Genomic DNA, 13,713 nt, shown 5'->3' on the forward strand with positions numbered 1-13,713 from the left:
GAATCGAGCGGTTTATTAAAATAATGACTGAGTTTTAGTAAATGTTCACAGTAGCTTTTACATGTACTTTGTGAATAACCAAGATAGGCTATTTCAGTTTTGACTTGTTCAATGAGTGTATTCATGACTTACCTCCAAATATGGGATAACCCCAAGGTAAGTGTGGCTCAAATGGTCAGAATAGGATCTCCGCGTAGCGGCTTAGTTCAACAATTTAATAGTGCGCTCGTCGCGCATATTTCTACCGACACCACGCTCATTTATCTACTTTATATAGTTTTAGCAAATTACCTAAGGTATTACTATCACTAAGTTTTCTAAAGTTTTTAGGTGAAGTTAATAATCCAATTTGCGCGCAGCGCGCATTTTCATGAATATATGCGCAAAAAGCAGTTTGACCAATCAATTAACTACTATATTTAGCCAATCTCAATAACTGGTTTTCGCTCATAACCGCCTTAGAACATTTGCATTGCGACATTTATCTTGGCCGCTAACACCGCTCTATTAATATGAGGTACAACAATAAACCGCTATCCATACAGTAATAAACCAAAAAAGATAAAGTATAGAATTTTAGTTGGGAATCTCTGTTTAATTAGTTTAAGCCTAAAAACAAAATTCTGTCCCCTATGAAAAGAACCCAAATAAGGAACGGAAGCACCATCGCTACAAGCACTGCCACATATGGCTCTTCATTCCAGATGTGTGATAAAACATTCCAAAGTTGGATGAGAAAGAACAAAAAGATCCTCTTTGATCAAACTACTCAATAATTGTACTAAATAATGCAATTAGTCATAAATCTGTAACTTTGATCCGCGATAATCTCTATCCGATAAATGAATAGACTCAAGAAGATTAAGTAAGATGAGTACACCCTTAGTGCAACTAACATTTGCACTGCAATCATTTGATGATTCTATGTCTGCGGCGATGAGCCACGCTATGGAATATGAAAAGCTATCGCTAAAAGCCAATGCTGCGCATAACATTACGCTGCAGTGTGTGTTGCCTGATGGCGCAAATGAGAGCGATGTTATTTCACTAAGTGCAACGCAGCCCAGTGCGCGTGGGGCGCAGTATTTTACTGAAAAAACGCTGAGCAATGCAGACCTTGAATCTGGTACTGTAAATCTTACTTTAAGTAACATTACACAAAGCCAGTGTTTTGTAGTGCAAATGATGCTGCACGGAAAAAACACGACCTTAAAAGAAAGCCAGCAACTCGATGTGTACATTAAAGCATTTGAGCAAGGCTATATTCCTGAGCAAATAAAAACTGAACATACCAAGTCACAGGGCGTTCGTAGCTACTTTGCAAGTATGGGCTCTACGTTTTTATCGCTGTTTTAATGCAAACTGCACTTAAATTACGCGACACTACTTATAAGTTGTTAGGGCGTGTTGAACTTTGGTGGGTGAATTTACAGCAGTATGTTTGGTTTTTAGGCAAGGCAGAGCCTATGTAGTGTGGTTACTCCCCATAAATAGGCGATAACGCAGCATAAATACCAAACATGCACTGCCCTTTGGGTCCTTTCTAGGGACGATTAACTCTTTGTTGCCTACATGGATGTAGGTAAGGGGCGTGAGCAGGACGCGGAAGCTTTGCTCGGTTTTTACTTAGCCCACTAGGTTACAAACCTCGCGCCGCGATTAAATCGCCTCTAGATTGAACAAATTTCAATCCACAAAGACCAACACGCCCTAGTCTGCAAAACTTACTTTACCCATAGTAACTCCCGCAATACCTTGTGCGGTGTTACTTAGGTGTTGCTGCTCTCCGGCTAGGCATTCGTTTGCTAAAATAGCAAATAACACAGCCTCTTTTGCATCAGGGTTAATACCTAAATCGTCGGTATTTTTAAAAGCCTTAATACGTGGGCAAAGCGTTGTAAGTTGCGCCATTAGTAATGGGTTATGAATACCCCCACCACTTGCATACACCACACAATTTTGTGCGCGCTCTGCACACTCGTTTAATGCATTTGCTATAGCGGTTGCTGTAAAGGTATTTAAGGTGGCCATTACATCTTCATGGCTTAAGTGCTGTGTATTTGTAAGCTGCTGTGCGGTGTTTAAATACGCTAAGTTAAATACCTCAGGCCCTGTGGTTTTAGGCATTGGGAGTTTAAAAAATGCGTTATTACACAATGCATTTAATAATGGTGTATTTACCTTGCCTGCTTTAGCTATTTTTGCGCCATCGTCATAATGCATATCTTTAAAATGTTGCTGTACGTAGGCATCCATAATGGTATTACCGGGGCCAATGTCGGAGCTAAACACACGGTTTGCATCACCATTTTTGGGTAAAAACGTTAAGTTAGCTATGCCGCCCATATTTAGCAAAATCCGACTCTCCACAGCGCTCGAAAAATACAAATAATCGCCATACACAGCAAGCGGTGCGCCCTCGCCTCCTGCGGCTATGTGTTTTTGCCTAAAATCACCAATGGTAGTAATACCCGTAGTAACGGCTATTTGGTCGCTATCGCCAATTTGTAAGGTGCCATTAGTAAAGCTTTTGTGATTATGCTGCGACTGCGGGCAGTGGTAAATGGTTTGCCCGTGACTTGCTATTACATCAATACTTGCCGGGTCTATTTGCCAAGTATGTAAGCACTGGTTAACCATATCGCCGTGGAGTTTACCTACCCACGGGTGCAGTAAAGTTACAAGCTCTAAATCGCACTCTCGTTTGGCAAATACCTGCTTTATTTTAGTTTTATAATCGTCGTTGTAGTCAACGGTGGTAAAATTTAAAACCTCAATGTGAGTATTTAAGCCCGCGCCCGTTATTTTACACAGTGCAACATCAAGCCCATCCAACGAGGTGCCGCTCATTAAACCAATAATTAAACGGCTTGGTTTTAGGGCGCTGTTATAAAGCGCTTTAATGTGAGGGTGCATAATGGCATCTAAAATAGGTGTAATATTTTGCTTATATTAGAGGACTTTAAAACAAAGTAATAGCCGTAAAGCGTTTAATTTAGGTTCTGATTGATTAACTCTTAAATGATTGTTAAGTTAGTGTGCATACTAAAAATTTATGAAAAAATATGATCACCCTCAGAGAGTTTAAAGCCCAAGACGCGCCTTTTATTATTAACACCTTAAATGATGAACAGGTAACGCGTTATTTATCGTCAAAAATTCCGTTTCCGTATACGCAAGCCGATGCAAACTGGTGGATAAGCCAAGGCTCAAAAAACGGCATTATTAAGGCCATTGTTGTAAATGGGCAATTTGCGGGCTGTATTGGTATAACTCCCGGCGAATTTGAATACAAACGCAGTGGCGAAATTGGTTATTGGCTTAATAAAGCCTATTGGGGGCAAGGTATTATTACTCGCGCTATTGAACTTATATGCAATGAAGCGTTTGCAAGCTCACACTTAAACAGAATTTTTGGTGCCGTGTTTGCTGGTAATACCGGCTCTATGAAAGCACTTACTAAGAGCGGCTTTGAGCAAGAGGCTGTGCTTAAACAGGCCATTTATAAAAACGGGGTACTTTACAACAATCATATATTTAGTAAGCTCAAAGCAGACTAATTACTCTAATTAAATCTGCGCAAAGGTTGAATTATCAACCACCCGCCCAAAACTCCTTTATTAAGGTACGCATTGTACATATTCATACTGCTTAGCCGCGCATTATTGTTTAGCTGAACACGATTTTTAAAACGTAAACATTCGGTAAGTAGTTTATTTATATTAATAGGAGATCTTATATGTCTACGACTAGTCGCCAACTTACTCTTGAATCACGCCCTAATGGCGCTCCAAAAGATGAAAACTTTAAATTAAAAACGGTAGAGCTTCCTGCATTAAAAGACGGCGAAGTTTTACTACGTACTATTTACCTATCGCTAGACCCGTACATGCGAGGTCGTATGAGCGATGCTAAGTCGTATGCTGACCCTGTTAATATTGGCGATGTAATGGTTGGCGCAACAGTGTGCCAAGTAGAAGAGTCTAAAAACGATAAGTTTAACGAAGGCGAATGGGTACTTGCCTACACAGGTTGGCAAGACTACGCCATTACCGACGGCGAAGGCTTAATGCAGTTAGGTAAAGAGCCTGCAAACCCTTCATACGCATTAGGTATTATGGGTATGCCTGGCTTTACTGCTTACATGGGTTTACTTGATATTGGCCAGCCTAAAGAAGGCGAAACCGTAGTTGTTGCAGCAGCAACAGGCCCTGTAGGCGCAACGGTTGGTCAAATAGCTAAAATTAAAGGCTGTAAAGTAGTGGGTGTTGCTGGTGGTAGCGAAAAATGTGCACACGCCGTTGAAAAACTAGGGTTTGATGCCTGTATTGATCACAAAGCTGATGACTTTGCAGAGCAGTTAGAAAAAGCCTGTGATAAAGGCATTGATGTTTACTACGAAAATGTGGGCGGTAAAGTATTCGACGCCGTACTACCATTATTAAATACCGCAGCGCGCGTACCATTGTGTGGTTTAGTATCGCAATATAACGCAACTAGCTTGCCAGAAGGCCCAGACCGTTTAGGTATGCTAATGGGTCAATTGCTTACTAAGCGTATTAAAATGCAAGGCTTTATCATTTTTGATGATTACGGCGACCGTTACGACGAGTTTGCACAAGACATGCAAAAATGGCTACAAGACGGAAAAATTCAATACCGTGAGCACATGGTAGAAGGCATCGAAAATACAGTAGACGCGTTCAACGATATGATATGCGGTAAAAACTTTGGTAAAACTGTGGTTAAAATTAATAACCCACTTTAATTTTATACGGCTTGTAAGGCAAAGCCCTTACAAGCCAAAAAAGGACTGACATGATTAAACTACACCATTTAAATAAATCCCGTTCTAAACGTATAATTTGGCTTTTAGAAGAACTAGATGTTGACTACGAAATTGTGGCTTATCAGCGTAATAAAGACACATTCCTAGCACCTGACGAATTAAAGCATATTCATCAACTTGGTAAGTCACCGGTAATTGAAGATGGCGGTTTAATTATTGCTGAATCAGGCGCTATTACCGACTACCTTATTACTAAATACGGCAACGGTAAATTTGCACCAAAAGTAGATACCGCTGAATATGTTGACTACCAGCAATGGCTGCACTTTGCAGAAAGCTCAGCAATTTTACCGCTTTTACTTAAAATGTTTGTACTAAAAGACGGCGCTAAAACGCAGTTTTTAGAAGGCTATGCCGACGCTGAAACAGCTAAAGTAATTAGCTACTTTAACGACCGCCTAGAAGGTAAACGTTATTTAGTGGGCGATACCCTAACGGGCGCTGACTTTATGATGTCGTTTATTGTTGAAATAGTTAAAAACTCAGGTCAATTAGCGCACTTTAAAAACCTTGTTAAATACGACGAGCAATTACAAAGCCATGAGAAGTTTCATACAGCTAATGAGCTAGAAGCAAAGTACGACTAAACCTTTATATAATATTTTATATAACACTAGGGGCATTTAGCCCCTTTTTTAATGCCTGTAAAATATGACCCGCCAAAGTTACGCTTGTAAACTAAATTAACAATCACCTACCTTATTGCTAATAAAACTTTAATTAATAAGGCATAATGCTGCTATTGTTTAATTATTTTCACTAATAATACAAGCTGCTCTTGCGCGTATTGACTCACACTTGGGATCAACCATGACCATAAACATGCGTTTAACGACCGGCTTTGGCGTAATTTTATCAATGATGATTATTTTAACCATTATTGGAATTTCGCGCGTTAGCCTTATTAATAATAATATTACCCACATGACCGACGTAAATTCGGTAAAGCAACGTTACGCAATTAACTTTAGAGGCAGCGTACACGACAGAGCAATAGCCGTGCGCGACGTAGTGCTAATTACCGAGCAAAGCAGTTTAAGTACCGTGTTAAATAACATACAAGAGCTAAACGCATTTTACCAAACGTCAAGCCGCGCTATGGCTAAGCTAATGGGTGATATGAATAGTGAAGAGCGCGCTTTAATTAATAAAATAAATCAAATAGAGCAGCGCACTCAGCCTTTCATTCAAGGTGTAATAAACGCTAAAAATGCAGGAAACCTAAACGAAGCTGAACGCATTTTATTAACCGATGCGCGCCCTGCGTTTACCCAGTGGCTAAGTGTTATAAACCAATTTATAAACCTGCAAGAGCAAGCAAATCAAACCACCACTATTGATACTCTCGATATTGCCAGTTCATTTGAAATTTGGATGATTTCGCTCACCGCGCTTGCAATTTTAATAGGTGCAAGCGTAGCGTATGTTATTAGCCAACTGATCAGAAAGTCAGTAGGTGGCGAACCACAAGAAGCCGCCGAAGTAATTGCCCTTATTGCCCAAGGCGATTTAAGAGGTGATGTACAGTCGTGTTGCCCAAATAGCATGATGGCTTCTGTAGGGGTTATGCAATCTAAATTAAAAGCCATTGTAGATAGCATTATTAACTCATCTGAAGAGCTTTCTACTCACTCTGCAAGCGTAGCGTCTGGCTCGCAGCAAGCACTTAGTGCCGCTGACGCACAAGTAACCTATACAAACTCGGCAGTAAGCAGCCTAGAAGAAATGAGCCGCAGTATTAATGCAGTTGCAGGCTCTGTTAAACAAACCGAAGATAACTCAAAAGTAACTGCACAACTATCGCAGCAAGGTAGTATTGCAGTGCAAAAAGTAGCGGCCGAAATTGAGCAAATTTCTGTAACCGTAAAAGCCACAGTTACCCAAGTAAACGTGCTGCAAGAACATGTAAAACACATTGGCGATATTTTAAGTGTGATTCGCAGTATTTCTGATCAAACAAACTTGCTTGCACTAAATGCGGCAATAGAAGCTGCAAGAGCAGGCGAAACAGGCCGAGGTTTTGCTGTTGTTGCTGACGAGGTAAGGCAACTTGCCCAGCGTACTGGTGATGCAACAGGCGATATTGAAAAGATGATTTTGCAAGTACAAGAAAACACGCAAGCGTCGGTAACAGCTATGGAAACCACAGTACCACAAGTAGAAAATGGCCTAACGCTTACCCATGAGGCAAACGAGTTACTGCATCAAATACAGCAACAAGCTAACGACTCATTAAGTAACGTGCTTGAAATTGTTGAATCAACATCAAACCAAGTAGCCACCGTGGCGCAAATTAGTACCGGCGTAGAAGAAATTGCCAGTATGTCTAAAGAAACCAGCATGTCGCTTAACAGTAACGCACAAGAAGCCGTTGCATTAGCTGACCTTTCAAACACGCTTAAAAAGTATATTAGCTATTTTAAAGTTTAATTTTTTATAGTAAGTAAACAACAAAGGGGCTTTTAAGCCCCTTTGTTGTTTATGTGCTTTAATAATAGCGGACTATATACCCGCTAAATCGCGCTCGGTAATACACTCGTCTGAGGCCATTTCAAACTCGCGGCAAACTAATGGGCGGTTTTCGTAAATAGAGCACATAAGCGTATTGCGGTCGAGTGCTTGGCACCAACCGTCGTCAGCGCGTTTCATTACTTCGCTGCCCCATTTATCGTATTCAATGTAGTTAAAAGGCACGCCGGTGTCGGTTACTATGCGCACTTCTAATTGGCAACAACAGGCTTGGCAGTTAGCACACGTAACAGGCTCTGGGGTAGTAGAAATATTTTCAACAGGAATAACAATATGAGGCATAGTGGCTTACTTTTTTGAATAAGCCACTAGGATACAGTAACTAATTTAACGCGCTAGTAGTTTTGCTTTTATATCGCTGTAACGCATTTGCTCGCACAGTGCAAAACCACTCAATTGGCGCACTTTATTACGCGCAAATAATGGCACACTCATCCCCGCTAAAAAGCGGCATTGGGTTTCAATACCCACATTATGATTACCTTTGTCTGCCATATGGGCTAAAAACTCATCTACCTTTTGATAAATAAGTTGCTCGTCAATATATGCAGGCTCTATAGAGTATTCAAGCTTAACCGCATGGCCTCTGCATACACTACAATGCCCACATTGCTGTGGTGCATTTTGATCGTCAAAATAGCGCGCTAAGTTATAGCTTAAACAACTTTGTAGCTCAAAAAAGCGTACCAGTGCAGCAATACGTTTAATTTCGGCTTGTTCTTTATCACTAAAGTAGTCATGTAGTTGTTGGGCAAGTTCTGGGTTATTTATAACCTCGCTATGCACTTTGTATACTTGGGTAATACGTTTGGTTTCGAGCGTTATTAGGTTTTTTTCGGCTAGGTAATCAAGGGCTGCCACTACGCGTTTTCGATCAACCTGCGCGGCTTGCGTAAGGGAGTCAAAATTTAGCGTGCCCCATATTTTTTTAAAATCGGTATGGCTAAATATTTGTGTTAAAAATGCTTGGCGTTGCTCGTCAAACTGGCTTAGTAGCTCGTTTTTATCGACCAAAAATTTATATTTAAAATCAGCGTAGTAGGCATATTGCGGCGTTATAGCGCCTTGCATTTCAAGCTGTACAAGTAAGGTTTTAAGTGCCAGTTGTCTAATATTACTTTCGCTTGATAAGCTGTATTCTTGCATTTCCCATTGCTGGTGGCTTTGGCGAATATCGTTAATTACGTATTCAATACCGCTAAGCTCAGGGGTGTCGCCATATACAAAGTTTTCAACCGTATTTAGCCCATCTAAATTGGCAAGGGTGTAGCAGTTTGATGGATTGCCATCGCGCCCTGCTCGGCCAATTTCTTGGCTGTAGTTTTCAATCGATTTTGGTAAATCGTAATGTATAACAAAACGAATATCTGACTTATCAACCCCCATACCAAAGGCTATGGTTGCCACCACTACGTTAATTTTACCCGCCATAAAGTCATCTTGAATTTGCCAGCGTAGCGTATCTTCAAGCCCCGCATGATACGCCACCGCGTGCACACCTTGTGCACTTAGCACATTAGCAACTTGCTCGGCGCTTTGCTGTAGCGTTACATACACAATACCAGGGCCATTTTGCGCGCGCACAATGTTGGTAAGCTCGGTGTTTTTATCGGCGGTTTTAACGCTCAGCACGCTTAAATCTAAATTGGCGCGATAAAAGCCCGTTTGCACAATACACTCAGGCGATATAGCAAATCGCTCTGCCATATCGCGTTTAACTTTTTTAGTCGCCGTTGCCGTAAGCAGCAATACTAAAGGAATATTAAGCTCTTCGCGGTAACGCGGTAGTTTAAGGTAGTCGGGTCTAAAGTTATGGCCCCATTCAGATATACAGTGCGCTTCGTCTACCACTAACATCGAAAGCGCCACTTGGCTTATAAACTCTCTAAAACGCTCGTTTTTAAAGCGCTCAACCGACACCATTAGTACTTTAATTTTACCACTTCGCACATCATTCATTACGGTGCTGCTTTGCATTTGATCTTGGCTCGAATCAAGGCTTGCCGCGTAAATACCTTTGCTATTTAAAAAGCTAATTTGATCTTTCATCAATGCTAGTAAAGGCGAAACAACTAACGTTAAATTTGGTAAATGCAACGCAGTTAATTGATAGCACAACGATTTACCCGAACCGGTCGGAAATATAGCCAACGACGATTGACCATTTAAAAGCTGCTCTATAGTTTGTTGTTGCCCTGTTCTAAATTGGCTAAAACCAAAGTGCTGCTCAAGTGATTGAATTAATGGCGTGGTCATAAATGTCCTTTTGATGGCTAAACAATAGTCATGCTTATAAAATTGCGGTGTAGATAAAATATTTGCATGTATACCCAAACCATCTCAAGATGAGAGTTTCAGTTGGAGTTAAAAGCGATTTAGGCAAGGCATTGATTGCAAATAATAGTGGTTCTATTGTTAAAATCAATAACGCAGTATAAATCGCTTTTAAACCAACCCATTGGGCGTTTCACAGGCACTTACTCTCATCGTTGTTACTTCTTAAAAGGGGGCTGCCATTCTTGCAAAGTAACGCCTTGATATTAAGCCCCTGTGAAACGCTGAATTCTGCATATTGAGACGGTTTGGGTATAAGTATACAACAAATAACATTATTTATTGCTGACATCACCTTTATTTAAGCGCAAACTAAAGCACTATAAAATGAGTAGTAACTACTTGTTGCCAAAATAATTTATTGATACCCAAGTCATCTTAAAAAACTAATAAAAAATACAGATCACTTGGGTATATTATTTTTAAGGGCAACGTTATGAATATTACTACACCTAAAATCGTCGTTATTGGCGGTGGTGCTGGCGGATTAGAACTCGCAACGCAATTAGGCCATAAATTAGGAAAGAAAAAACAAGCTGAAATTCTACTAATAGACAAAAACCGTACCCACATATGGAAGCCGTTACTGCACGAAGTAGCGACAGGCTCTATTGACCCCGATTTAGATGGCGTTGTGTATTCAGCCCATGCTGCAAAACACCACTATAACTTTCAACTTGGTACTTTTTGCAATATAGATCAAAGCAATAAAACAGTTACCCTTGCACCACTTTTAGACGAGCTAGGCCACACAATTTTACCCGAGCGCACCGTGCGCTACGACCACCTCGTAATTGCCATAGGCAGCGTAAGTAACGACTTTAATACCCCAGGTATAAAAGATCACTGCTACTTTTTAGACTCAAACCAACAAGCAGAGCGCTTTCAGCATTCATTACTCGACAGCTTTACACGCCTTCACCAAGACGACAACCAACAGCAATCACTTAATATTGCCATTGTAGGCGGCGGTGCTACCGGTGTTGAGCTCTCAGCTGAGCTTTATCATGTGTCTGAACTATTAAAGCTTTATGGCTTAACAAATATGTCGTCTAAGCGTTTGCATATACATTTAATAGAGGCCGGACCACGTATTTTACCAGCATTACCAGAGCGTATTGCCGTAAGTGCAAAACGTGAGCTATTAAAACTTGGCGTAAACGTGCGCGAGCAAACACAAGTAAAAGAAGGCACCGCACAAGGCTTTATCACCAAAGATGAAGAACACATTGATGCCGATATTATGGTGTGGGCAGCAGGCGTAAAAGCACCTGATTTTATAAAAGACTTAGGTATTTTTGAGCTGACGCGCAGCAACCAAATTCAAGTAAACGAGTTTTTACAAAGCACCGTAGACGAAAGCATTTTTGTATTAGGCGATTGCTGCGCATTTACCCAAGCCGACGGCAAGCAAGTACCACCACGCGCACAATCGGCGCATCAAATGGCGTTATGCGTCGAAAAAAACCTCATCGCAACGCTAAAACAGCAACCTCTACGCGGCTTTAAATACAGCGACCATGGCTCGTTGGTTAACTTATCGAGTTACAGCACCGTGGGTAACTTAATGGGTAACCTAACCAGCAATACCTTTTTTATTGAAGGTAAAATTGCCCGCTTTATGTATATATCTTTATACCGTATGCACCAACGCGCCATACACGGTAGCGCAAAAACCTTTGCATTATGGATAAGCGAAAAAGTGCTGCGTGTAGTGCGCCCTAAAATGAAGTTGCACTAATAAATTAAGTACGCTCACAAAACCACAAAAAAGCTTTAAGAGTTAATAAGTATTATCTCTTAAAGCTTTTTTTGCACTTTGCGTACCTAAAGTAGTACGATGTGAGAATATTTTAATAACATCAAAGGATTGGCGGTTATGAAAAAGCTACTTCTCGGACTTATAATTATAGCGGCTTTGGCAGTATATCTATTTAAAACCCAGCCTAACACAGCCGATGTAGAGCAGCCCAACGTGGCTGCACCAAATGCCACTGAGCCTAACTTAGTTAATAAAAAGCAGCCTGCAGAAGGCACCCCGCTTCGAATAGTCACAGATCTAAAAAAAGATATTCGCCTTTGCAGAGATCAATCACAGCAACAACATATAAAAATAAATAATTTAAACCAATCGCTTGTTTCATTTTTTGTGAGTGAGCTTAAAAAAGGGACGTCGGTCCCTACGATTTTAAAGTATGCAAACCTATCAGAAATCAATAAGCGTCAATACATTGCCTTTTTAAGAGATGCCATAGTTACTGAGCAAAAACAGCAGCTTAATATTACTAGCTCTTTAAACGAATTAGCTAATTGGCAAGGCATTGAGGCAATTAAAGGCTTCACCAATGATAAAGTAAAAGAAATGATTCAACAGCTTGGAGATAATAAGCATAGCCCTCCAGGACTTACTCTGAGTGTACCCCTTGATGAAAATGTACAAAAAGAAACACTTTATGCTTTATTAAACAACTCAGATACATTTACCACTTATTCTAAAACGTTTATTAAACTTGAAGGCAGTGAGGTTATTTCCCCGGCTACATTGTTTGTGCTTAATGCAAATAAATTTACGCCAAAAGAGTTTGAGCAGGCAATTTCATCTAACCAATTTACAGTAAATGAAGTAGCTACTGCGATTAAAAACAACATTCCTAATGAGTATATTTTTGCGCTGATGAAGCAGGTGCCGGCACTGGATGCTATGCCGCTGTACGAAGAAAATTCTGTTTTATATAACATGGCTGATATTGCCGTAAGCCAGTTTAATTTACCGCTTGTAAAAGCACTGCAGCAACTAGGCGTAACACCAACCAATCAGCCAGGCTTATTTACGGGTTTAGACGTTGCAATAGTAAGCCTGCCTAAAAGTGGTAACTTAACGCCAGCCCCTTTAGATGCAAAGCATACTCAAATGTTAAACTACCTTACAGAGCAGGGCTATAAAGCTCATAGCGGCAATGCTAATGACGACCTAAATGGCAAAGGCGTTTCTTTTGTAAGTGATTTTATTTACCAGCAAGGCGCCTATATTAATGAGCAGGAAAACCCTGAGCAATATGCTTACTTTAACCCTATTGGTAAAATAGACAACGCCACATTGCCCCAAGTGAGTGAGCCCGATAATTCTGATGTTGCACGTTTTTTAGTAGATTTGAAGCAACAAAAGAAAGATCTAGATAATAAAAGACAAAACTGTGAACTATTACAGCAGCAGTTAAGCGCTACTGAACAATTACACTCTACTATGCGAGCATATAATACGGTGCTAGAGGTAAAAAAAGAGCAAGGTAATAACTTCGAATATGTTTTACAAGAACAAGACCCCGTATTAGTTAATTACTGGTGGAGTATACTAAGCAATCAGCTTTCAAACGATAGAAGTCATAGCGCGTTCAGCCAATATTTGTCTAAAAAAGATTACCAAAAAGCTTATGAGTACAGCCTTAGTACACCATTAACTCAAACAGAAACCGATACACTTTTTACATTCCTACTATTAGAGCCTCATGACTTTATAACGATCTGGCAAAGCCGAGTTGAACCTAAGCCACCGAGTGATTTAGCAAGATTAAGTCGTTTTCCGCTTGAGCAATGGCAAAAGCTTAAACAAGCTGGTTTTGATTTTTCGATTACCGATACGTATGGGCGCGACGTTTATGTACAAGCCGCATCGTCTTCTGTCGAGGCAGTCCAATTTCTAATTGATAATAAAATACCCGCTGATTCAGAAAAATTAGGCGTAGATATACTCGACTTAGCGCTAGAACAAAGCTACACCAAAGGGGAGTTAAGCCCAATGATTCCTTTAGCCTTACAGCTTGTTGAAAAAATTGAACCGAATCACCTTTCTCGCGCAGCACGATTAAAAACGTTTTATCCTGAGGTTTACGAGCAATTAATTAAGTTAAACCCCGCATTAAAACCCGCAGAGGGCACGCAGCTAAATCACTATACTTTTAATAGCCTATAACCCGCACTTTTAATACGCCAACAAATTAGTT

The 13,713-nt window shown here is 40.4% G+C and carries 10 protein-coding genes; 7 read left to right on the plus strand and 3 right to left on the minus strand.

Annotated elements, in window-relative coordinates:
* The first annotated feature begins 870 nt into the window (after positions 1-870).
* Positions 871-1,356, plus strand: coding sequence for a hypothetical protein (locus H5116_RS08110; RefSeq protein ID WP_010554987.1), 486 nt, complete (start codon positions 871-873; stop codon positions 1,354-1,356).
* Between the two features lie 354 nt (positions 1,357-1,710).
* Here H5116_RS08110 and H5116_RS08115 read toward each other — a convergent pair whose 3' ends face one another.
* Complete coding sequence (locus H5116_RS08115) at positions 1,711-2,916, minus strand: anhydro-N-acetylmuramic acid kinase (protein ID WP_024597794.1); 1,206 nt, start codon at positions 2,914-2,916, stop codon at positions 1,711-1,713.
* A gap of 149 nt (positions 2,917-3,065) precedes the next feature.
* On the opposite strand from H5116_RS08115, the gene H5116_RS08120 reads away from it, so the two are divergent.
* From H5116_RS08120 to H5116_RS08135, 4 genes are all read left to right on the plus strand, one after another.
* Positions 3,066-3,560: a GNAT family N-acetyltransferase gene (locus tag H5116_RS08120; RefSeq protein ID WP_182693829.1), complete on the plus strand. Its 495-nt coding sequence runs from the start codon at positions 3,066-3,068 to the stop codon at positions 3,558-3,560.
* A 179-nt stretch (positions 3,561-3,739) separates the two neighbouring features.
* Positions 3,740-4,768 carry an NADP-dependent oxidoreductase gene (locus H5116_RS08125; protein WP_182693830.1) on the plus strand — a complete coding sequence of 343 codons (1,029 nt, stop codon included), beginning with the start codon at positions 3,740-3,742 and terminating at the stop codon, positions 4,766-4,768.
* A 50-nt stretch (positions 4,769-4,818) separates the two neighbouring features.
* Positions 4,819-5,436 (plus strand): glutathione S-transferase family protein, encoded by a 618-nt coding sequence (locus H5116_RS08130; RefSeq protein WP_024597791.1) that lies wholly within the window; start codon positions 4,819-4,821, stop codon positions 5,434-5,436.
* Between the two features lie 223 nt (positions 5,437-5,659).
* Positions 5,660-7,279 (plus strand): methyl-accepting chemotaxis protein, encoded by a 1,620-nt coding sequence (locus H5116_RS08135; protein ID WP_182695256.1) that lies wholly within the window; start codon positions 5,660-5,662, stop codon positions 7,277-7,279.
* 72 nt (positions 7,280-7,351) lie between these two features.
* Here H5116_RS08135 and H5116_RS08140 read toward each other — a convergent pair whose 3' ends face one another.
* Positions 7,352-7,660 carry a YkgJ family cysteine cluster protein gene (locus tag H5116_RS08140; protein WP_002962790.1) on the minus strand — a complete coding sequence of 103 codons (309 nt, stop codon included), beginning with the start codon at positions 7,658-7,660 and terminating at the stop codon, positions 7,352-7,354.
* 45 nt (positions 7,661-7,705) lie between these two features.
* Positions 7,706-9,634: an ATP-dependent DNA helicase RecQ gene (locus H5116_RS08145; protein WP_182715904.1), complete on the minus strand. Its 1,929-nt coding sequence runs from the start codon at positions 9,632-9,634 to the stop codon at positions 7,706-7,708.
* A 514-nt stretch (positions 9,635-10,148) separates the two neighbouring features.
* Here H5116_RS08145 and H5116_RS08150 point away from each other — a divergent pair.
* Together H5116_RS08150 and H5116_RS08155 are read left to right on the plus strand one after the other, a co-directional pair.
* A complete protein-coding gene (locus tag H5116_RS08150; RefSeq protein ID WP_182711912.1) occupies positions 10,149-11,453 on the plus strand; it encodes an NAD(P)/FAD-dependent oxidoreductase in 1,305 nt (434 codons plus the stop codon).
* Positions 11,454-11,591: 138 nt separating this feature from the next.
* A complete protein-coding gene (locus H5116_RS08155) occupies positions 11,592-13,682 on the plus strand; it encodes a cupric reductase (protein WP_182715905.1) in 2,091 nt (696 codons plus the stop codon).
* Positions 13,683-13,713 lie beyond the last annotated feature (31 nt).

Source organism: Pseudoalteromonas sp. SG45-2 (assembly GCF_014164115.1).
Classification (GTDB): domain Bacteria; phylum Pseudomonadota; class Gammaproteobacteria; order Enterobacterales; family Alteromonadaceae; genus Pseudoalteromonas; species Pseudoalteromonas distincta.